The sequence below is a fragment of the Streptococcus sp. V728 genome, assembly GCF_052077995.1.
GTDB lineage: Bacteria > Bacillota > Bacilli > Lactobacillales > Streptococcaceae > Streptococcus > Streptococcus infantis_B.
Window position 1 is genome coordinate 194241 of the sequence record NZ_JBQJJH010000004.1, and the last position, 21726, is coordinate 215966.

At 40.5% G+C, this 21726-nt stretch carries 16 protein-coding genes and 1 pseudogene; all 17 read left to right on the top strand.

Going from position 1 to position 21726, the window contains the following annotated elements:
- The first annotated feature begins 30 nt into the window (after positions 1-30).
- Positions 31-1062: a 3-deoxy-7-phosphoheptulonate synthase gene (locus ACTO1Y_RS07620; protein ID WP_235083440.1), complete on the top strand. Its 1032-nt coding sequence runs from the start codon at positions 31-33 to the stop codon at positions 1060-1062.
- A gap of 1 nt (position 1063) precedes the next feature.
- Positions 1064-2095 (top strand): 3-deoxy-7-phosphoheptulonate synthase, encoded by a 1032-nt coding sequence (locus ACTO1Y_RS07625; RefSeq protein WP_441348825.1) that lies wholly within the window; start codon positions 1064-1066, stop codon positions 2093-2095.
- 45 nt (positions 2096-2140) lie between these two features.
- Complete coding sequence (gene acpS / locus ACTO1Y_RS07630; protein WP_441348879.1) at positions 2141-2503, top strand: holo-ACP synthase; 363 nt, start codon at positions 2141-2143, stop codon at positions 2501-2503.
- Positions 2493-3596 carry an alanine racemase gene (gene alr, locus ACTO1Y_RS07635; protein ID WP_441348826.1) on the top strand — a complete coding sequence of 368 codons (1104 nt, stop codon included), beginning with the start codon at positions 2493-2495 and terminating at the stop codon, positions 3594-3596. The genes acpS and alr overlap by 11 nt, the downstream gene beginning before the upstream one ends.
- A gap of 24 nt (positions 3597-3620) precedes the next feature.
- Positions 3621-5636 carry an ATP-dependent DNA helicase RecG gene (gene recG / locus ACTO1Y_RS07640; RefSeq protein ID WP_441348827.1) on the top strand — a complete coding sequence of 672 codons (2016 nt, stop codon included), beginning with the start codon at positions 3621-3623 and terminating at the stop codon, positions 5634-5636.
- 291 nt (positions 5637-5927) lie between these two features.
- Positions 5928-6413: an acyl-CoA thioesterase gene (locus ACTO1Y_RS07645; protein ID WP_006154562.1), complete on the top strand. Its 486-nt coding sequence runs from the start codon at positions 5928-5930 to the stop codon at positions 6411-6413.
- Positions 6414-6643: 230 nt separating this feature from the next.
- Positions 6644-7627: an acetylxylan esterase gene (locus tag ACTO1Y_RS07650; protein ID WP_441348828.1), complete on the top strand. Its 984-nt coding sequence runs from the start codon at positions 6644-6646 to the stop codon at positions 7625-7627.
- Positions 7628-7966: 339 nt separating this feature from the next.
- Positions 7967-11695: an SIALI-17 repeat-containing surface protein gene (locus ACTO1Y_RS07655; protein ID WP_441348829.1), complete on the top strand. Its 3729-nt coding sequence runs from the start codon at positions 7967-7969 to the stop codon at positions 11693-11695.
- Between the two features lie 283 nt (positions 11696-11978).
- The gene (locus ACTO1Y_RS07660; protein WP_006150888.1) at positions 11979-12677 is read left to right on the top strand and encodes an N-acetylmannosamine-6-phosphate 2-epimerase; all 699 of its coding nucleotides are present in this window, start codon (positions 11979-11981) and stop codon (positions 12675-12677) included.
- A gap of 116 nt (positions 12678-12793) precedes the next feature.
- Entirely contained in the window at positions 12794-14110 is a 1317-nt protein-coding gene (locus tag ACTO1Y_RS07665; protein ID WP_441348830.1) for an ABC transporter substrate-binding protein, read from the top strand.
- 237 nt (positions 14111-14347) lie between these two features.
- Positions 14348-15214 carry a carbohydrate ABC transporter permease gene (locus ACTO1Y_RS07670; protein WP_441348880.1) on the top strand — a complete coding sequence of 289 codons (867 nt, stop codon included), beginning with the start codon at positions 14348-14350 and terminating at the stop codon, positions 15212-15214.
- A gap of 16 nt (positions 15215-15230) precedes the next feature.
- Positions 15231-16070: a carbohydrate ABC transporter permease gene (locus ACTO1Y_RS07675; RefSeq protein ID WP_004250812.1), complete on the top strand. Its 840-nt coding sequence runs from the start codon at positions 15231-15233 to the stop codon at positions 16068-16070.
- Between the two features lie 200 nt (positions 16071-16270).
- The gene (locus tag ACTO1Y_RS07680; protein WP_441348831.1) at positions 16271-16723 is read left to right on the top strand and encodes a YhcH/YjgK/YiaL family protein; all 453 of its coding nucleotides are present in this window, start codon (positions 16271-16273) and stop codon (positions 16721-16723) included.
- Between the two features lie 20 nt (positions 16724-16743).
- The gene (locus tag ACTO1Y_RS07685) at positions 16744-17394 is read left to right on the top strand and encodes a YesL family protein (protein WP_441348832.1); all 651 of its coding nucleotides are present in this window, start codon (positions 16744-16746) and stop codon (positions 17392-17394) included.
- 164 nt (positions 17395-17558) lie between these two features.
- Positions 17559-18476, top strand: a complete 918-nt coding sequence (locus tag ACTO1Y_RS07690; protein ID WP_254726698.1) for a dihydrodipicolinate synthase family protein — start codon at positions 17559-17561, stop codon at positions 18474-18476.
- Positions 18477-18491: 15 nt separating this feature from the next.
- Positions 18492-19376 carry an ROK family protein gene (locus ACTO1Y_RS07695; protein ID WP_254726697.1) on the top strand — a complete coding sequence of 295 codons (885 nt, stop codon included), beginning with the start codon at positions 18492-18494 and terminating at the stop codon, positions 19374-19376.
- A gap of 194 nt (positions 19377-19570) precedes the next feature.
- A pseudogene (locus ACTO1Y_RS07700) lies at positions 19571-21703 on the top strand (alpha-L-fucosidase); the annotation flags it as partial.
- Positions 21704-21726 lie beyond the last annotated feature (23 nt).

The window sequence follows — 21726 nt, forward strand, 5'->3', positions numbered from 1 at the left end:
GCGTCCGTTTGCTTTATAAGGAGATGAATAATGGTATTTACAGCGAAAAGCCCTAAAATTAATATTGAAGAAGTTCGTAGTTTGTCTAAATTAGAAGGACAAGCGCTGGCCAATAAACAGCAACGCGATCAAGAGCTTGAAGCGATTATTCGTGGTGAAGATCAGCGTATTTTGTTGGTGATTGGTCCTTGTTCATCTGACAATGAAGAAGCAGTTCTCGAGTATGCTAAGCGTTTGGCAAAGCTGCAAGAAGAAGTCAAAGACCGGGTCTTTATGGTCATGCGTGTCTACACTGCTAAACCACGTACTAATGGTGATGGCTATAAGGGATTGATTCACCAGCCAAATGCCAAAGAAGCACCTAGCCTCATCAATGGGATCAAGGCAGTTCGCCACCTGCACTACCGTGTTATTTCTGAAACAGGTATGACAACAGCAGATGAGATGTTATATCCAGAGAATCTTCCTTTGGTCGATGACTTGATTTCTTACATGGCAGTTGGAGCTCGTTCGGTTGAAGATCAACAACACCGTTTTGTAGCCAGTGGAGCAGATTTCCCAACAGGATTTAAAAATCCAACATCAGGAAATCTCAATGTGATGTTCAACGGTATTTATGCAGCGCAAAATAAACAAAGTTTCCTTTTCCTAGGGAAAGAAGTTGAAACTACAGGGAACCCTCTATCTCATGCCATTCTCCGTGGTGCCCTCAATGAATACGGGAAAAACATTCCGAACTATTACTACGATAATTTAATGGATACTATTGCCCAGTATGAAAAGATGGGACTTGAAAATCCATTTATCATCATTGATACTAACCATGACAACTCAGGCAAGCAGTATATGGATCAGATTCGTATCGTACGTCAAACTTTGATTAACCGCGACTGGAATGAAAAGATTAAAAAACATGTTCGTGGCTTCATGATTGAGTCTTATCTAGAAGACGGTCGTCAAAATGAACCAGAGGTCTTTGGAAAATCTATCACTGATCCATGTCTTGGATGGGAAAATACTGAAGCTCTTGTTCGTGAAATCTACCAAAGACTAGGAGAATAATATGGCATTTATCGAGAAGGGGCAAGAAATCGATATTAAAGCGATTAAGGCGGAAACACAGCTATCTGCAGAAGCATTGCAACATAAGGAAAGTCGTGACCAGGAACTAGCAGACATCCTTTCAGGAAAGGATGACCGCATCTTGTTGGTCATTGGGCCTTGTTCGTCTGATAATGAAGAAGCAGTGCTTGAGTATGCTCGTCGTTTGGCAGACTTGCAGAAAAAAGTGGCCGATAAGATTTTCATGGTTATGCGTGTATATACTGCAAAGCCACGAACCAATGGAGATGGCTACAAGGGCTTGGTTCATCAGCCAGATACTTCGAAGGCTCCAAGCTTGATTAATGGTTTGCAGGCTGTTCGTCAACTTCATTATCGAGTGATTACAGAAACTGGATTGACCACAGCGGATGAAATGCTGTATCCGGCCAATCTGGTCTTAGTTGATGATTTGGTGAGCTATCATGCAGTGGGTGCGCGTTCAGTAGAAGACCAAGAACACCGTTTTGTAGCTTCGGGAATTGACGCACCAGTAGGGATGAAAAACCCAACCTCTGGAAACCTATCTGTGATGTTTAATGCCATCTATGCTGCACAAAACAAACAAACCTTTCTCTTTCACGGCCAAGAAGTTGAAACTTCAGGAAATCCCTTGGCCCACGTCATCCTTCGAGGTGCTTTGAATGAATACGGGAAAAATGAACCTAACTTCTACTATGAAACTCTTCTAGATGCTATTGGACGTTACGAGTCAATGGGGCTCGAAAATCCCTTTATCATGATTGATACCAACCATGATAATTCAGGGAAACAGTATATGGAGCAAGTTCGAATTGTTCGCCAAACTCTTCTCAACCGTGACTGGAATGAGAAGATTAAAAAGGTAGCTCGAGGCTTCATGATTGAATCCTACTTAGCAGATGGTCGTCAAAACCAGCCAGAAATCTTTGGACGTTCCATTACAGACCCATGTTTGGGCTGGGAAAACACAGTAGCTCTAGTAGAAGAAATCTATTCTACCTTAACAAAATAAGTGAAAAGGATGGAGTTGGGGGAACCTCAACTCCTTTTGATGAAAATGATAGTTGGACACGGAATCGATATCGAAGAATTAGCATCAATACAAAATGCAGTTGAAAAAAGGGAAGGTTTTGCTCAGCGTGTCTTGACAGACAAGGAAATGGAGCGCTTTGCCAGTCTCAAAGGTCGCAGACAGGTCGAGTATTTGGCTGGTCGTTGGTCAGCTAAAGAGGCTTTCTCAAAGGCTATGGGAACGGGAATTGGGAAGCTAGGCTTTCAGGATTTGGAAGTCTTGAACGATGAGAAGGGAGCTCCCTACTTCAGCAAATCCCCGTTTTCAGGAAAAGTTTGGCTATCAATTAGCCATACAGATCAGTTTGTGACAGCTAGTGTTATTTTGGAGGAGAATCATGAAAACTAGTCCACATAGACCAACCAAAGCCCTCATCGATCTGGGAGCTATCCGCTACAATATCCAACAAATGGGAGCGCACATTCCCAAAGATACCCTCAAATGGGCAGTTGTAAAAGCCAATGCCTACGGACACGGAGCGGTAGCTGTTGCAACAGCTATTCAGGATGATGTTGACGGCTTTTGCGTTTCTAATATCGATGAAGCCATTGAACTTCGTCAGGCAGGAATTTCTAAGAAGATTCTTATTTTAGGAGTATCTGAGGTTGAATCTCTTTCATTGGCTAAGGAGTATGCCATTACCTTAACAGTGGCAGGATTGGAATGGATCCAGAAACTCATAACTACAGAGCCAGACTTATCAGGTTTAACCGTTCACCTTAAGATTGATTCAGGTATGGGGCGAATTGGTTTTAGAAGTGCAAGCGAGGCAGCAAAAGCTCAAGCTTTACTCAAGGAACATGGAGCCAATGTTGAGGGAATCTTTACCCACTTTGCAACTGCTGATGAAGAGTCGGACAGCTACTTTAAGCAACAGTTAGAATGTTTCAAGGAAATACTCGCTGGCTTGCAAGAAGTCCCTGAACTAGTCCATGCGAGTAACTCTGCGACTACTCTATGGCATGCAGAAACGATTTTTAATGCAGTTCGTATGGGAGATTCTATGTATGGTCTCAATCCAAGCGGACAAGTTTTAGAGTTGCCTTATGAACTGAAGCCGGCCTTGACCTTAGAAACAGCTATTGTACATATCAAAACAGTAGAGGCTGGGGCTTGCATGGGATATGGAGCGACCTATCAGGCAGACAGTGAGCAAGTTATTGCTACTTTGCCAATAGGTTATGCGGATGGTTGGACACGCGATATGCAGAATTTCTCAGTTCTGGTGGATGGACAATTGTGCCCTATCGTAGGGCGCGTATCCATGGACCAAATCACGGTTCGTTTGCCTAAGCTTTATCCATTAGGTACCAAGGTAACTTTGATTGGCTCAAACGGGGACAAAGAAATTACTGCAACAGATGTAGCAGTCTACCGAGGAACTATTAATTATGAGGTAGTTTGTCTCCTCAGTGATCGAGTTCCGAGAGAATATTATTAAGAAACAAAAGGAAAGGAGAGAAGCATGAATTTACATCAACCCTTGCATGTCTTGCCTGGAGTGGGACCAAAATCAGCAGAGAAATATGCCAAACTAGGAATTGAAAACCTGCAAGATCTCTTGCTCTACTTTCCTTTCCGTTATGAAGATTTTAAGACCAAGCAGGTGCTAGAGTTAGAAGATGGTGAGAAAGCAGTTCTGCCTGGTCAGGTAGTGACGCCAGCTAGTGTTCAGTATTATGGTTTTAAGCGCAATCGACTGCGTTTTAGCCTCAAGCAGGGTGAGGTTGTGTTTGCGGTGAACTTCTTTAACCAACCTTACTTAGCAGATAAGATCGAGCTAGGAGCGACTTTAGCAGTCTTTGGCAAGTGGGATCGTGCCAAGGCAAGTCTCACTGGTATGAAGGTTTTAGCCCAAGTCGAGGACGACCTTCAACCTGTTTATCGTCTGGCGCAAGGAGTTAGTCAAGCAGGTCTTGTTAAAGTCATTAAAACCGCCTTTGATCAGGGGCTAGATCTCTTGATAGAGGAAAATCTCCCTCAGTCCTTGCTAGACAAATACAAACTCATGGCTCGTAGTCAAGCTGTTCGTGCCATGCACTTCCCTAAGGATTTGGCAGAATACAAACAGGCCCTCCGTCGAATCAAGTTTGAGGAACTCTTTTATTTCCAAATGCAATTACAGACCCTCAAGTCTGAAAATAAGGTTCATGGAAGTGGATTGGTTCTGAATTGGTCCCAGGAAAAACTAAGGGCAGTAAAAGAAAAGTTACCTTTTGCTTTGACTCAAGCTCAAGAAAAAAGCCTGCAAGAAATCCTATCAGATATGAAGTCGGACCATCACATGAATCGACTCTTACAAGGGGATGTTGGTAGTGGGAAGACAGTGGTTGCAGGTCTTGCCATGTATGCTGCTGTAACGGCAGGGTATCAGGCTGCCCTCATGGTTCCGACAGAGATCCTTGCAGAGCAACATTTTGAAAGTCTAGAAAGTCTCTTTCCTGATTTGAAACTAGCTCTCCTAACAGGTTCATTAAAAGCTGCAGAAAAACGTACGGTTTTGGAAACTATTGCCAAGGGTGATGTTGATGTAATCATCGGTACCCATGCCCTTATACAGGATGGGGTGGACTATGCTAAACTTGGTTTGATTATCATCGACGAGCAACACCGTTTTGGAGTCGGACAAAGGCGTATTTTACGTGAAAAAGGAGAAAATCCAGATGTCCTCATGATGACGGCAACTCCCATTCCACGAACCTTAGCCATCACAGCCTTTGGAGATATGGATGTTTCCATTATTGACCAGATGCCAGCTGGACGTAAACCAATTGTGACACGTTGGATTAAGCATGAACAACTGCCACAGGTTTTGACTTGGTTGGAGGGTGAGATTCAAAAAGGTTCTCAAGCCTATGTTATCTCTCCTTTAATTGAAGAATCTGAAGCCTTGGATTTGAAAAATGCCATTGCACTCTCAGAAGAGTTGACGACTCATTTTGCAGGGAAAGCAAAAGTTGCCCTCTTACATGGAAAGATGAAGAGTGATGAAAAAGACCAGATTATGCAGGAATTCAAAGAGAGAAAGACAGATATCTTGGTCTCTACAACGGTTATCGAGGTTGGGGTCAATGTTCCAAATGCAACAGTCATGATTATCATGGATGCCGATCGCTTTGGACTTAGTCAACTTCATCAACTTAGAGGTCGTGTCGGTCGTGGAGAAAAGCAGTCCTACGCAGTTCTAGTGGCCAATCCAAAAACTGATTCTGGGAAAGACCGCATGCGTATCATGACAGAAACGACCAATGGTTTTGTCCTTGCGGAGGAAGATTTGAAAATGCGAGGCTCTGGAGAAATCTTTGGGACCAAACAGTCGGGTCTACCAGAGTTTCATGTAGCTGATATCATCGAAGACTTCCCAATCCTTGAGGAAGCTCGTAAGGTTGCTAGCTATATCAGTTCCCTCCCTAACTGGCAAGAGGATCCAGAGTGGCATATGATAGCTCTAAATCTACAAAAGAAAGAACATTTAGATTAAGCTTTTTCTAAGAAAAATATAAGTTTGCTTTTAGGATTGTTATCTATACTTGAGTCATCAAAAAGAAACGAGGACTCTCTCATGACCATTAAAGTAAACTGCCCAAAGACATTTCAAAAGGAAACTCAATCTTCTCCTAAATACTAAGAAAAGAGCGAAATCGCTCTTTTTTCTCTATAAAGTGAGCTTAGACTAGGAATTAAAATAATTATCGGACTAGTCTATTTACTATTGTGGCAAAGGTTGCTATAATGAAGAAAACTAATCAATATACTTCTGAAAGGAGTTCACATGACATTAGAAACAAGAAATGTTGCAATTCAGGATACATATGGGGAAAGATTTCAACACTGTTGGGGTTGTGGACCTAAGAATGATTTAGGATTGCATTTGAAAACTTATCCAAGTGTAGAGGGCACGAGCTGCATTAGCCGTATCAAGGTAGACCAGCAGTATACAGGAGGTGTCCCTGCAAATCTATTTGGTGGCATGATTGCTGTGATTTTTGACTGTCATGGAACAGCGTCTGCTGCGTGGTTCGCTCATCATCAAAAGGGTTTGGAATTGACAGCCGAAACAGTTATCGGACGCTTCATCACAGCTCATTTAGAAGTTGATTATCTTAGCCCAACCCCAATTGACGATGAGATTGTCGTTACTTCAACATTGGAGGAACTAGGGGAAAGAAAAGCCATTGTTTCTATGGAAATGTCAGTGGCAGGTAAAGTGCGTGCAAAAGCTAAAATGGTTGCCGTTGCAGTTAAAGACAACATGTAAACATATAGATAAGGAACTGAGAGCAAGGAATTGCTCTCATTTTTAGTTGTGTAATATAAACTCAAACAACTATCACGAATTTTTAAGAAAGAATCTGCTTGAAACTACTTTTAGTCTAACTTGAAATGAAAGAATAACCTAAAAAAACTTTCTGATTTAGGGTCATTCTTGCATTGCTTTTCTAGATATGATACAGTTATGATAACGTTTACAAAAACAAGGAGAGTTTTATGAGAAAACCAGCATTAATAGAAGAAATGAAAACTTATAGAGGGCGAGATGAAGTACCACTCGATTTTGACACTTTTTGGGATGGAGAGATTAAAAAGTTATCGGCCTTACCAGATTATCAATTAGAGGAGCGTGATTTTCATATTCCAAATGTTGAGTGTTACGAACTAACCTTTAAAGGGACTGGTAATGGAATCGTTTATGCACGAGTTGTTTTGCCTAAGCTAGATAAGAAGGTTCCTGTTATTTTCCATTTCCATGGATATATGGGCCGTGGTTGGGATTGGACAGATATGCTTACCTATACCGTAGCAGGTTATGGTGTGGTATCCATGGATGTCAGAGGACAGTCTGGTTATTCTCAAGATGGCATGTGTTCTCCTTTAGGAAATACAGTTAAAGGGCAAATTATTCGAGGAGCTGTAGCGGGCAAGGACCAATTGTTCTTCAAAGATGTTTATCTAGATATTTATCAGTTGGTGGAAATTATTGCAAGTCTTCCTCGAGTTGATGAAGAACAATTATCTAGCTATGGAGCATCTCAAGGTGGGGCTTTAGCCATAGTTGCAGCAGCTCTGAACCCTAAAATCAAGCGTACAGTTTCCATCTATCCATTCTTGTCTGACTTTAGACGAGTGTTAGAGATTGGGAATACTAGTGAAGCTTATGATGAGCTCTTTAGATATTTCAAATTTCATGATCCTTTCCATGAAACGGAAGAGAGGATTATGGAAACATTAGGTTATATCGATGTGAAAAACTTTGCCCATCGTATTAAGGGTGAGGTTCGCATGATTACGGGGCTAGATGATGACGTCTGCTACCCAATCACTCAATTTGCTATATACAATCGTCTAACTTGTGAGAAGAGTTATCGCCTTATGCCTGAATACGCTCATGAGGCTATGAATGTTCATGTCAACGACCAAGTTTATAATTGGTTGTGTGGTAGTGAAATTCCCTTTACCTATGTTGGCCAGTAAAAGTTTGTGAGATGAGCCTTGTCAAAGCATGGCTCTTTTTGTGACAAAGTTCAGAAAGTAGTTTCAATTGCTACGAAGTCTAGAAACATATTTGAAAGTGAAATCTATTATATAGCAATGCTCAAAAAAGTAACATCTTTATTATATAATAAAGATAAGACGAAATTTGAAAGGAGATAAACTGTTATCGTTTTGTATGCAGGAAAAATGATAGATGCATATAAAATCAAAAGGAATGGTCAAGCATGGGATTGATACTTTTAACTTTCGATGTAGGAGAGTTAAAAATTTTAAGCAAAAAAGAAAGCGCTTTATTTTTGTGAAAACGAAAGGAAAAATATGAAACAGAGAGAATTTGATCGAAAAGAACGCTATGGAATTCGAAAATTTACAGTGGGAGCTGCATCCGTAGTCATTGGAGCAGTTGTTTTTGGAGTATCACCAGTTTTAGCTCAGGAAGCTCCAACAACTAATGGTGAAACAGCTGGCCAAGCTTTGCCAGAATTGCCTAAAGAAGTAGAAACAGGAAATCTTGCTAACCTTGATAAGGAACTTGCAGACAAGTTGGCAACATCTACAGATAAAGGGACTGAAGTCAACCGTGAAGAGTTACGAGCAAACCCAGGTTCTGAAAAACCAACAGAAACGACAGCGACTACGGAAGTTGCGACGACTACAGAAACTCCAGCAGAGACTCCAGCAGCTGAAACGGATAAGACAGAAGAAACTGAGAAACAAGAAGCTATCGCACGTGATTATTACTCAAGAGAATTGGAAAATGTTAATACTGTTGTAGAAAAAAATGACCTTGTCATTAATGCAGCTAATAATCAACGAGATGATTTGACAAGTGACTTAGAGAAACTGAAGAAACTTCAAGATGCAACAGTGCATATGGAGTTCAAACCAGATGCATCGGCACCACGTTTTTACAATCTTTTCTCTGTATCAAGTGATACCAAGGAAAATGAGTACTACACCATGTCAGTCTTTGATAATACAGCCCTTATCGAAGGTCGTGATGCAAATGGTGCGCAATTCTATGATAAATACACCGATGCACCATTAAAGGTTCGCCCAGGTCAGTGGAATTCAGTTACCTTTACTGTTGAAAAACCAACAACTGAAGTCCCTACTGGAAGAGTTCGTCTATATGTAAATGGTGTCTTGTCCAGAACAAGTTTAAAATCTGGGAAATTCATCAAAGATATGCCAGATGTTAACCACGTTCAAATCGGAGCAACTAAACGAGGAAGCAAGACAGTTTGGGGCTCTAACCTACAAGTCCGTAATCTAACAGTCTACGACCGCGCCTTAACACAAGATGAAGTTCGAACACGAAGTCAATTATTTGAAAGAGGAGACTTGAGACAAGAACTTCCAGAAGGGGCTGAAATTTCTAAAAAAACAGATGTCTTTACAGCTGGCAAAAATGGGCAGTCAAATCCAGATGGTATTAATAGCTATCGTATTCCAGCCCTCCTTAAGACTGACAAGGGAACTTTGATTGCTGGTGCTGACGAACGCCGCTTACACCACTATGACTGGGGTGATATCGGTATGGTCGTTAAACGAAGTGAAGACAAGGGCCAAACATGGGGGGATCGCATCACTCTTACGAATCTACGTGACAATCCAAAAGCCAAGGATCAAAACATTGGTTCACCAGTAAACATCGATATGGTTCTAGTCCAAGATACGGAAACTAAACGAATCTTCTCAGTTTACGATATGTTCCCAGAAGGTAAAGGAATCTTCGGAATGTCTTCTGAAAGAGAAGTTGCCTATAAGGAAATTGATGGAAAAACTTATCAAATTCTATACCGTGAAGGAGAAAATGGAGCCTATACTATTCGTGAAAATGGTGTTGTCTACACACCAGATGGTCAGGCAACGGATTACCGTGTTGTTGTAAATCCTGTCAAACCTGCTTATAGTGATAAAGGCGATCTTTATCAAGGTGAGCAACTACTAGGAAATATCTACTTTACAAGCAATAAAACTTCTCCATTTAGAATTGCTAAAGACAGCTACCTATGGATGTCTTATAGTGATGATGATGGTAAGACTTGGTCTGCACCACAAGATATTACTCCAATGGTCAAAGCTGATTGGATGAAATTCTTAGGTGTGGGACCTGGAGTGGGAATTACCCTCCAGAATGGACCTCATAAAGGACGGATTGTCGTCCCTGTCTATACGACTAACAGAACTAACCACCTCAACGGATCTCAATCATCTCGCATCATCTATTCAGATGATCATGGTAAGACTTGGCATATGGGTGGCGGTGTCAATGACAACCGTACACTTCATGATGGAACAGTAGTTGATTCAAGCAACATGAACAATTACTACGCTCAAAATACAGAATCTTCTGTTGTTCAATTGAACAATGGTCAGTTGAAACTCTTTATGCGTGGTTTGACTGGTGATTTGCAAGTTGCGACAAGTAATGATGGTGGTATTACATGGGACAACAATGTAGCACGCTATGATGTACCTGATGTTTATGTTCAAATGGCGGCGACTCATACGGTTCAAGATGGCAAGGAGTATATCCTTCTAGCAAATGCTAATGGACCAGGTCGTAAGAATGGCTACATTCGTGTGGCTCGCGTAGAAGAAGATGGCGAGTTGACTTGGTTGCATCATCATTTGATTCAAGAAGGTGAGTATGCTTATAACTCACTTCAACAGATCGGACCAAAAGAATTTGGTCTCTTGTATGAACATCATGAAGCGGGTGGCAATCCTTATACTCTATCCTTCAAGAAATTCAACTGGGATTATCTAACTAAAGAGAGGCTTGCTTCTAAAGAAGTGAAAGTTACAGCGGCTATGGAAAAATGGCCAGGCATTATTGCTATGGAATTTGATTCAGAAGTCTTGGTAAATCAAGCTCCAACTCTCAAATTAGCTAATGGTAAGACTGCAACCTTCATGACTCAGTATGATACGAAGACTCTCCTATTTACAATAGCTCCTGAAGATATCGGTCAAAAAGTTAAAGCTATTGAAGCGGGTGCAATTGAAAGTATGCATAACTTGCCAGTATCTGTGGTAGGTACTAAACTTACGAATGGTTTTAATGGTGACGAACCGGCAATCCATGAAGTCCCAGAATTTACAGGTGGTGTCAATGGCGACGAAGCAGCTGTAACAGAACTTCCTGAGTACACTGAAGCTATTGGAACTGCAGGTGATGAAGCCGCACCAACAGTAGAAATCCCAGAATTCGAAGGAGGTGTCAATGGCGACGAAGCAGCTGTAGCTGAGCTCCCTGAATATACTGAACCTAGTGGAACAGTAGGTGACGAAGTAGCGCCAACAGTAGAAGTCCCAGAATTTACAGGTGGTGTCAATGGCGACGAAGCAGCTGTAACAGAACTTCCTGAGTACACTGAAGCTATTGGAACTGCAGGTGATGAAGCCGCACCAACAGTAGAAATCCCAGAATTCGAAGGAGGTGTCAATGGCGACGAAGCAGCTGTAGCTGAGCTCCCTGAATATACTGAACCTAGTGGAACAGTAGGTGACGAAGTAGCGCCAACAGTAGAAGTTCCAGAATTCACAGGCGGAGTGAATGCAGTCGAGGCAGCAGTCAATGAAGTTCCAGAATTCGTAGGTGGTGTGAATGCAGTTGAGGCTCTTAAGAATGAATTGCCTGAGTTCGTAGGCGGAGTCAACTCTGTTCTAGCTCTCAAGCATGAACTTCCAGAATACGTAGGAGGAATTAATGAGGTCGAAGCAGCAGTCAATGAAGTTCCAGAATTTGCAGGTGGAGCAAATGCAGTTCAAGCCCTTAAGCATGAATTTCCAGAATTCACAGGCGGAGTCAATGCAGTCGAAGCAGCCAAGCATGAACTTCCGGAATATAAGGTTGAAGAAAAACTGTTTGTAACTCTAGTGGCACAGCAAGATAAGACATATCAAGCTCCAGCAGCTCAACCACAACAACCTACTCTACCAGAGACAGGAAGTGAAGTTTCAACTTCTCTAGTATCTCTCGGACTTGTTGGAATGTTCTTAGGATTATTTGGTATGGCTAAGAAAAAAGAAGATTAATCTACTATTAAATCTTAAAGATATCTAAGAAAAAATAGTGAAATTGAAAGATTCTGTGACGGTGATTTGTTACAGGCTCTTTCGTTTATAGAAAGCATAGAAAGTGCTGGAATAGTTAGAACGAAGATGATTCAAGCGGAAGCCTCCCCTCTGAAACTACTTTCAGCAGAATCTGTTTCATAAAATTGTTTTGAAACTTCAATCTATTCTAGCACAAGTTATTGAAAGCGCTTTAAAAATGATATATAATAGGCTCATAAGAAAAAGAAAAGGAGGAAAGTAGATGCCACAAATCACTAAAGAAGCTTTGATTGAGCAGATTAAAGATGGAATCATCGTTTCTTGTCAGGCACTTCCTCACGAACCGCTTTATACAGAAGCGGGAGGTGTTATGCCCTTGCTAGCCAAAGCAGCTGAGCAAGGTGGAGCAGTCGGTATCCGAGCAAATAGTGTTCGAGATATCAAGGAAATAAAAGAGGTCACAAACCTTCCGATTATCGGGATTATCAAACGTGATTATCCACCACAGGAACCATTCATCACAGCTACTATGAAAGAGGTTGATGAATTAGCAGCTCTAGACATTGAGGTTATCGCTCTTGATTGTACCAAGAGAGAACGCTATGATGGTTTAGACATTCAAGAATTTATCCGTCAAGTCAAAGAAAAATATCCAAATCAATTGTTGATGGCTGATACAAGTACTTTTGAAGAAGGTCTTACAGCAGTTGAAGCTGGAATTGACTTTGTCGGAACAACCTTGTCAGGTTACACATCTTACAGTCCAAAAGTGGATGGCCCAGACTTTGAATTGATTAAGAAACTTTGCGATGCAGGAGTAGACGTTATCGCAGAAGGTAAGATTCATACACCAGAACAAGCCAAGCAAATCTTAGGTTACGGAGTGCGAGGAATCGTAGTTGGTGGAGCTATTACTAGACCAAAAGAGATAACAGAACGATTTGTTGCAGGTCTCAAATAAGATAATTAAAATACGAGGAGAGTGGTTGATTCGTAGAAAAAAATGTAAACGTATACAAAGTTGTCAATACTCATTATCCGTTTCGGATACGCATATCATCATTTAGGAGAATACTAATGAAATTTAGAAAACTAGCTTGTACAGTACTTGCGGGTGCTGCTGTTCTATCTCTTGCTGCTTGCGGCAAATCAGACGCTAAAAAAGATGCTGCAAGTGATTCAGGAAAAACAGAAATCACTTGGTGGGCATTCCCAGTCTTTACTCAAGAAAAAACTGGTGACGGTGTAGGAACTTATGAAAAATCTATCATCGAAGCTTTCGAAAAAGCAAATCCAGATATCAAAGTTAAACTAGAAACAATCGACTTCAAATCTGGTCCAGAAAAAATTACGACAGCTATTGAAGCTGGAACTGCTCCAGATGTACTTTTCGATGCACCAGGTCGTATCATTAATTACGGTAAAAATGGTAAATTAGCTGAGTTGAATGACCTCTTTACAGATGAATTTGTTAAAGATGTTAACAATGAAAACATCATTCAAGCAAGTAAAGCTGGTGACAAAGCATATATGTATCCAATCAGTTCTGCACCATTCTACATGGCTATGAACAAGAAAATGTTGGAAGACGCAGGAGTTGCTGACCTTGTTAAAGAAGGTTGGACAACAGATGATTTTGAAAAAGTCTTGAAAGCACTTAAAGATAAAGGATACACTCCAGGTTCATTGTTCAGTTCTGGTCAAGGGGGAGACCAAGGAACACGTGCCTTCATTGCTAACCTTTACGGCGGTTCTGTAACAGATAAAGAAGTTACTAAATACACAACTGACGATCCTAAGTTCGTCAAAGGTCTTGAAAAAGCAACTAGCTGGATTAAAGATGGTTTGTTGAACAACGGTTCACAATTTGACGGTGGTGCAGACATCCAAAACTTTGCAAATGGTCAAACATCATACACAATCCTTTGGGCACCAGCTCAAAACGGTATCCAAGCTAAATTATTGGAAGCAAGTAAAGTTGAAGTGGTAGAAGTTCCATTCCCATCTGATTCTGGTAAACCAGCTCTTGAATACCTTGTAAACGGATTTGCAGTATTCAACAACAAGGATGAAAAGAAAGTTGCTGCAGCTAAGAAATTCATCCAATTCATCGCAGATGACAAAGAATGGGGTCCTAAAGACGTAGTTCGTACAGGAGCATTCCCAGTTCGTACTTCATTTGGTAAACTTTACGATGACAAACGTATGGAAACAATCAGTGGTTGGACTAAATACTACTCTCCATACTACAACACAATCGATGGATTTGCTGAAATGAGAACTCTATGGTTCCCAATGCTTCAATCAGTATCTAATGGTGACGAAGAACCTGCTGCAGCTTTGAAAACATTCACTGAAAAAGCGAATGAAACAATCAAAAAAGCAGCTAAATAATAAGCCCTAAATAAAAAGTAAAATCCCCCCTTTTCCCTGTGCACATCTGTGTACGAAAAGGGGGAGTTTTGTTTAAAAAATGTAAGGAACTGACAGGTCAAAATTAAAATGAAGTTCTTACATAGGCTTTTCTTGGAAAAAATTTCATTTTGATTTTACATCAATGTCAGACAACAATCAAAAAAACAAAAACTATTTGAAAGTGAGGTGCCGACTGTGAAAGTCAATAAAATTCGCATGAGAGAAACAATTGTTTCTTATGCATTCTTAGCACCAGTATTAATCTTCTTTACCGTCTTTGTCCTAGCTCCAATGATCATGGGATTCATCACTAGTTTCTTTAACTACTCGATGACTAGCTTTGAGTTTGTGGGATTGGACAACTACATCCGCATGTTTAAAGACCCTGTCTTTACAAAATCTTTGATTAATACCGTAATCTTAGTTATCGGATCTGTACCAGTCGTTGTACTCTTCTCACTATTTGTGGCATCACAAACTTACCAACAAAATGCAGTTGCTAGATCCTTCTATCGTTTTGTATTCTTCCTTCCTGTTGTAACAGGTAGTGTTGCCGTAACGGTTGTATGGAAATGGATTTATGATCCTCTATCAGGTATTTTGAATTTTGTGCTTAAGTCAAGTCATATCATTAGCCAAAACATTTCTTGGTTGGGTGATAAAAACTGGGCTTTGATGGCGATTATGATTATTCTTTTGACAACTTCAGTTGGTCAGCCAATCATCCTTTACATCGCTGCAATGGGTAATATTGATAACTCACTTGTAGAGGCGGCGCGTGTCGACGGTGCGACTGAATTTCAAGTATTCTGGAAGATTAAATGGCCAAGCCTCCTTCCAACAACTCTTTATATCGCAATCATTACAACAATCAACTCATTCCAGTGTTTCGCTTTGATTCAACTTTTGACTTCAGGTGGTCCAAACTATTCAACAAGTACACTTATGTACTACCTATACGAGAAAGCCTTCCAATTGACTGAGTATGGTTATGCCAATACTATTGGTGTATTCTTGGCAGTTATGATCGCTATCGTCAGCTTTGTTCAATTTAAAGTACTTGGAAACGACGTAGAATATTAATAGAAAGGAGACAGCTATGCAATCTACACAAAAGAAACCTTTAACAGCCTTCACTGTTATTTCAACCATCTTCTTGCTTTTATTGACTGTACTGTTTATCTTTCCATTCTACTGGATTTTGACAGGTGCATTCAAATCACAACCAGATACCATTATGATTCCACCACAATGGTTCCCTAAAGCTCCAACAATGGAGAACTTCCAACAATTGATGGTGCAAAACCCAGCCTTGCAATGGATGTGGAACTCAGTCTTCATTTCATTGGTAACAATGTTCTTGGTTTGTGCAACCTCTTCACTAGCAGGTTATGTATTGGCTAAGAAACGTTTCTATGGACAACGCATTCTCTTTGCAATCTTTATCGCTGCCATGGCTCTTCCAAAACAAGTTGTCCTTGTACCATTGGTACGTATCGTCAACTTCATGGGAATCCATGATACTCTTTGGGCAGTTATCTTGCCTTTGATCGGATGGCCATTTGGGGTCTTCCTCATGAAACAGTTCAGTGAAAACATTCCTACAGAATTGCTCGAATCTGCTAAAATCGATGGATGTGGTGAGATTCGTACTTTCTGGAGTGTAGCCTTCCCTATTGTGAAACCGGGATTTGCAGCTCTTGCAATCTTTACCTTCATCAATACATGGAATGACTACTTTATGCAGTTGGTTATGTTGACATCTCGTAACAACTTGACCATCTCACTCGGGGTTGCGACTATGCAGGCTGAGATGGCAACCAACTATGGTTTAATTATGGCAGGGGCTGCTCTTGCAGCTGTGCCAATCGTAACAGTCTTCCTTGTCTTCCAAAAATCCTTCACTCAAGGGATTACTATGGGAGCTGTCAAAGGATAGTACTCTGCGAATATTGAATATCGTACAATTTGTTTATCAATATGCAGAAGTATAGTTGATAGACTAAGAGAATACTGGATATATAAGTGTCTACAAAATGGAGAGGAGCTGCTTACTTCATGAAGTTTTGTTAGACACTTATAAACTTACTGGATAGACATCTTAGGCCTGAAGGTAACAATCAGGTAAAGGAAATTACTATGATTTTTGATGATTTAAAAAACATTAGCTTTTACAAGGGAATTCACCCAAATCTGGACAAGGCTATTGATTATCTCTATGAGCATCGTAAAGATAACTTTGAATTAGGGAAATACGAGATTGATGGGGATAAAGTTTTCCTAGTTGTACAAGAAAATGTTCTCAATAAAGAAGAAAATGATCGCTTTGAGCATCATAAAAACTATGCAGATTTGCATTTGTTAGTTGAAGGACATGAGTATTCTAGCTACGGTTCTCGCATCAAAGATGAGGCTGTAGCCTTTGATGAAGCCAGTGATATTGGCTTTGTTCATTGTCACGAACAATACCCACTTTTGTTGGGATATCACAATTTTGCAGTTTTCTTCCCAGGAGAACCTCATCAGCCTAACGGTTATGCAGGTATGGAAGATACAGTTCGCAAATATTTATTTAAAATTTTAATCGATTAGTCAGTTAGGAGGAGCAAACAATGGCACATAAAGGATCTGGATTGATAAAAGCGGCATTCGATACGGATAACTTTCTTATGCGTTTTTGCGAGAAGGTTTTAGATATTGTGACGGTGAACCTACTCTTTGTTGTGTCTTGTTTGCCTATTGTGACTATTGGAGTAGCTAAAATCAGTCTCTATCAGACAATCTTTGAAGTGAAGCGCAACCGTCGCATTCCTGTTTTCAAAATCTATATTAGAGCCTTCAAGCAAAATTTGAAATTAGGTTTTCAGTTAGGTTTGCTGGAATTAGGAATCTTTTTGATCAGTGTGGTTGACTTATCACTATTTTGGACTCAAACTGGTGTTGCCTTTCAACTCATTAAAGCTATTTGTTTGGGAATTCTGATATTTTTAACCCTAGTTATGTTGGCTAGCTATCCTATTGCAGCGCGTTATGACTTGACTTGGAAAGAAGCACTCCAAAAGGGCTTGCTCCTAGTTAGTTTTAACTTCGTGTGGTTCTTCTTGATGCTTGCGATTATTTTATTAATCATTATGCTTCTCTATCTATCAGGCTTTACTCTAGTGCTCGGTGGATCAGCATTTCTACTCTTTGGCTTTGGTCTTCTTGCCTTTTGCCAGGCTGGATTAATGGAAAAATTGTTTGCTAAATATCAAGCAGATTGAAAATGATATGAAACTACTTTCAAACAAGAAAAGCTACGGGAGATGAATAGAAATTAAAATCTAAGTGGCTTGGATGTATTGAAAGCACTTTTTACAAGGTGTATACTAAAATAGTAAAAAATCATCTGCTCAGAGCAGAAAATAAGAAATCTTAGGAGAAATCTATGTCAGATTTAAAAAAATATGAAGGTGTTATTCCTGCCTTCTACGCATGTTATGATGATGAGGGAGAAGTAAGCCCAGAACGAACTCGTGCTTTGGTGCAATACTTTATTGATAAAGGTGTTCAAGGACTTTATGTCAACGGTTCTTCAGGTGAATGTATCTACCAAAGTGTAGCAGACCGCAAGTTGATCTTGGAAGAAGTCATGGCTGTTGCTAAAGGTAAATTGACCATCATTGCTCACGTGGCTTGCAACAATACCAAAGACAGTATCGAGCTTGCTCGCCATGCTGAAAGTTTGGGAGTAGATGCTATCGCAACAATCCCACCAATTTACTTCCGTTTGCCTGAGTACTCAGTAGCAAAATACTGGAACGACATCAGTGCAGCAGCACCAAATACAGACTATGTGATCTATAACATTCCTCAATTGGCAGGAGTTGCTTTGACTCCAAGCCTTTACACAGAAATGTTGAAAAACCCACGTGTCATCGGTGTTAAAAACTCTTCAATGCCAGTTCAAGATATCCAAACTTTTGTAAGTCTTGGTGGTGATAATCATATCGTCTTTAATGGTCCAGACGAACAATTCCTTGGTGGACGTCTCATGGGTGCTAAAGCTGGTATCGGTGGTACTTATGGTGCTATGCCAGAACTCTTCTTGAAACTCAACCAATTGATTGCGGAAAAAGACCTAGAAACAGCGCGTGAATTGCAATATGCAATCAACGCTATCATTGGAAAATTGACTGCTGCACATGGAAACATGTACGGTGTTATCAAAGAAGTCTTGAAAATCAATGAAGGACTTAATATCGGATCAGTTCGTTCTCCACTTACACCAGTGACCGAAGAAGATCGTCCAGTTGTAGAAGCAGCTGCTCAATTGATTCGTGAAACTAAGGAGCGTTTCCTCTAATCAATAGGAGGTTTTATGACTAATTACGTTGCAATTGATATTGGCGGAACTAATATCAAATATGGTTTGATTGACCAAGATGGACAACTGATAGAGTCTCACGAAGTAGCAACTGAGGCTCATAAGGGCGGTCCACATATCTTACAGAAAACAAAAGATATCGTAGCTAGCTATCTAGAAAAAGGACCAGTGTCAGGTGTAGCCATTTCCTCAGCGGGAATGGTTGATCCTGATAAGGGTGAGATTTTCTACGCTGGTCCACAGATTCCGAACTATGCTGGGACTCAATTTAAAAAGGAAATTGAAGCTAGCTTTAATATTCCTTGTGAAATTGAAAATGATGTTAACTGTGCAGGTCTTGCTGAAGCTGTCTCTGGTTCAGGAAAGGGTGCAAGTATTACCCTTTGTTTGACAATTGGAACAGGTATCGGTGGTTGCTTAATCATTGATGGCCAAGTTTTTCATGGCTTTAGTAATTCTGCCTGTGAAGTTGGTTATCTGCACATGCAGGATGGAGCCTTCCAGGATTTAGCATCTACGACAGCTCTTGTTAAGTATGTAGCAGACGCACATGGAGATGAAGTGGAACAGTGGAACGGTCGTAGAATTTTCAAAGAAGCTACCGAAGGCAATAAACTCTGTATGGAGGGGATTGACCGTATGGTAGATTATCTGGGCAAAGGTTTAGCGAATATTTGTTATGTGGTTAATCCAGAAGTTGTCATCCTTGGCGGTGGCATCATGGGGCAAGAAGCAATTTTGAAACCTAAAATCCGTAAGGCTTTGAAAGATGCCCTCGTTCCAAGCTTGGCAGACAAGACACAACTTGAATTTGCCCACCATCAGAATACTGCCGGTATGCTCGGTGCTTATTATCATTTTAGAACAAAACATTCCTAAATTGGCTTTGCCAATTTAGGTTTTTTACATAAAAGCAAAGAGTAACTTGTTTACTAATGTCAAGGAATCTTGCATTTTTGACTTCGATATAGTATATTTAAGTTAATTCAAATATATGCTAGTAACACTAACAGATATGAACTAAAGGAAAGCAATCATTGACCTATAATCAACAAGAAAAATATAAAAATAAAGTAAGCTCCCCTGAGGATCAAGAAACAGAGATCGCAGCTTACGGTCCACTGCCAAGTAAGGCCCAATTGGACTACCATAAAGAAGAATTGGCTGCCTTCATCCACTATGGTATGAATACCTATACTAACTCTGAGTGGGGGAACGGTAGAGAAAATCCTCAAAACTTTAACCCGACGAACCTTGATACAGACCAGTGGATTAAGACATTGAAGGACGCTGGATTCAAACGAACAATTATGGTTGTTAAACACCATGACGGATTTGTCATCTATCCTTCTCAATATACAAAACATACCGTAGCTGCTAGTCCATGGAAAAATGGTAAAGGTGACCTTCTCGAAGAAATCTCAAAATCAGCAACTAAGTATGACATGAATATGGGTGTGTACCTATCACCTTGGGATGCAAACAATCCAAACTATCACGTGAATACTGAAAAAGAGTACAACGAATACTACCTCAACCAACTCAAGGAAATCCTTGGTAATCCTAAATACGGAAATAACGGTAAGTTCATTGAAGTATGGATGGATGGTGCGCGTGGTAGCGGGGCTCAAAAAGTAACCTACACCTTTGATAAGTGGTTCGAGTACATCAAGAAAGCTGAAGGAGATATCGCTATTTTCTCTGCTCAACCAACAAGTGTACGTTGGATTGGTAATGAACGTGGTATTGCTGGAGATCCAGTTTGGCATAAGGTCAAGAAAGCTAAAATCACCGACGATGTGAAGAATGATTATCTCAATCATGGGGATCCAGAAGGAGATATGTACTCAGTCGGTGAAGCAGACGTTTCTATCCGTTCAGGTTGGTTCTACCATGACAATCAACAACCAAAATCAATCAAAGATTTGATGGATATTTACTTCAAGTCTGTTGGTCGTGGAACGCCACTTCTACTCAATATTCCACCTAATAAAGAAGGTAAATTCGCAGAAGCAGACGTTGCTCGCTTGCAAGAATTCCGAGCAACATTGGATCAAATGTATGCGACTGACTTCGCTAAGGGTGCAACAGTTACTGCAAGCTCTACTCGTAAGAATCACTTGTATCAAGCAAGCCACCTAACAGATGGTAAGGATGATACCAGCTGGGCGCCAGCAAATGATGCTAAAACGAGTGAATTTACTGTCGATCTTGGTCAAAAGAGACGCTTTGACGTAGTCGAACTCAAAGAAGATATCGCTAAAGGTCAACGTATCTCTGGCTTCAAGGTTGAAGTTGAACTTAACGGACGTTGGGTACCATACGGTGAAGGCTCAACTGTTGGTTATCGTCGCCTGATCCAAGGTCAACCAGTAGAAGCACAAAAAATTCGCGTGACCATTACTGGTGCGCAAGCAACTCCTATCTTGACAAACTTCTCTGTCTATAAGACACCAAGCAGTATCGAGAAAACAGATGGATACCCACTTGGATTGGATTACCATTCAAACACAACAGCCGATAAAGAAAATACAACTTGGTATGATGAATCTGAAGGTATCCGTGGAACATCTATGTGGACCAACCAAAAAGATGCTAGCGTTACCTACCGTTTCACTGGAACAAAAGCATATGTAGTGTCTACAGTTGATCCAAACCACGGTGAAATGTCAGTTTACGTAGATGGTCAAAAGGTTGTAGATGTCCAAACCAAGAATGCAACTCGTAAACGTAGCCAAATGGTCTATGAAACAGATGACTTGGCTCCTGGTGAACATACTATCAAACTTGTCAATAAAACTGGCGAAGCCATTGCAACTGAAGGTATTTACACCCTCAACAATGCCGGCAAGGGTATGTTTGAGATGAAAGAAACAACCTATGAAGTTCAAAAAGGTCAACCGGTTACTGTAACCATCAAACGTGTTGGTGGAAGTAAGGGTGTAGCAACAGTCCATGTTGTAACAGAGCCAGGAACTGGGGTTCACGGTAAGGTTTACAAGGATACAACAGCTGACTTGACTTTCCAAGATGGTGAAACTGAGAAAACAATCACGATTCCAACGATTGACTTTACAGAGCAAGCTGATTCAATCTTTGACTTCAAAGTGAAAATGACTAGCGTTTCTGATAATGCTCTTCTTGGATTCGCTTCAGAAGCAACGATTCGAGTGATGAAAGTAGGTTTGCTTTCAAAAGAGAATTGAGTTTTGATAAATTTGTTATAACC

Bases quoted from the DNA above. Each gene is read 5' to 3' on its own strand.
- ACTO1Y_RS07660 (WP_006150888.1), top strand. From the start codon at position 11,979: ATGCCACAAATCACTAAAGAAGCTTTGATTGAGCAGATTAAAGATGGA.
- alr (WP_441348826.1), top strand. From the start codon at position 2,493: ATGAAAACTAGTCCACATAGACCAACCAAAGCCCTCATCGATCTGGGA.
- ACTO1Y_RS07650 (WP_441348828.1), top strand. From the start codon at position 6,644: ATGAGAAAACCAGCATTAATAGAAGAAATGAAAACTTATAGAGGGCGA.
- ACTO1Y_RS07690 (WP_254726698.1), top strand. From the start codon at position 17,559: ATGTCAGATTTAAAAAAATATGAAGGTGTTATTCCTGCCTTCTACGCA.
- recG (WP_441348827.1), top strand. From the start codon at position 3,621: ATGAATTTACATCAACCCTTGCATGTCTTGCCTGGAGTGGGACCAAAA.
- ACTO1Y_RS07680 (WP_441348831.1), top strand. From the start codon at position 16,271: ATGATTTTTGATGATTTAAAAAACATTAGCTTTTACAAGGGAATTCAC.
- ACTO1Y_RS07655 (WP_441348829.1), top strand. From the start codon at position 7,967: ATGAAACAGAGAGAATTTGATCGAAAAGAACGCTATGGAATTCGAAAA.
- ACTO1Y_RS07695 (WP_254726697.1), top strand. From the start codon at position 18,492: ATGACTAATTACGTTGCAATTGATATTGGCGGAACTAATATCAAATAT.
- ACTO1Y_RS07620 (WP_235083440.1), top strand. From the start codon at position 31: ATGGTATTTACAGCGAAAAGCCCTAAAATTAATATTGAAGAAGTTCGT.
- ACTO1Y_RS07625 (WP_441348825.1), top strand. From the start codon at position 1,064: ATGGCATTTATCGAGAAGGGGCAAGAAATCGATATTAAAGCGATTAAG.
- acpS (WP_441348879.1), top strand. From the start codon at position 2,141: ATGATAGTTGGACACGGAATCGATATCGAAGAATTAGCATCAATACAA.
- ACTO1Y_RS07670 (WP_441348880.1), top strand. From the start codon at position 14,348: ATGAGAGAAACAATTGTTTCTTATGCATTCTTAGCACCAGTATTAATC.
- ACTO1Y_RS07685 (WP_441348832.1), top strand. From the start codon at position 16,744: ATGGCACATAAAGGATCTGGATTGATAAAAGCGGCATTCGATACGGAT.
- ACTO1Y_RS07645 (WP_006154562.1), top strand. From the start codon at position 5,928: ATGACATTAGAAACAAGAAATGTTGCAATTCAGGATACATATGGGGAA.
- ACTO1Y_RS07675 (WP_004250812.1), top strand. From the start codon at position 15,231: ATGCAATCTACACAAAAGAAACCTTTAACAGCCTTCACTGTTATTTCA.
- ACTO1Y_RS07665 (WP_441348830.1), top strand. From the start codon at position 12,794: ATGAAATTTAGAAAACTAGCTTGTACAGTACTTGCGGGTGCTGCTGTT.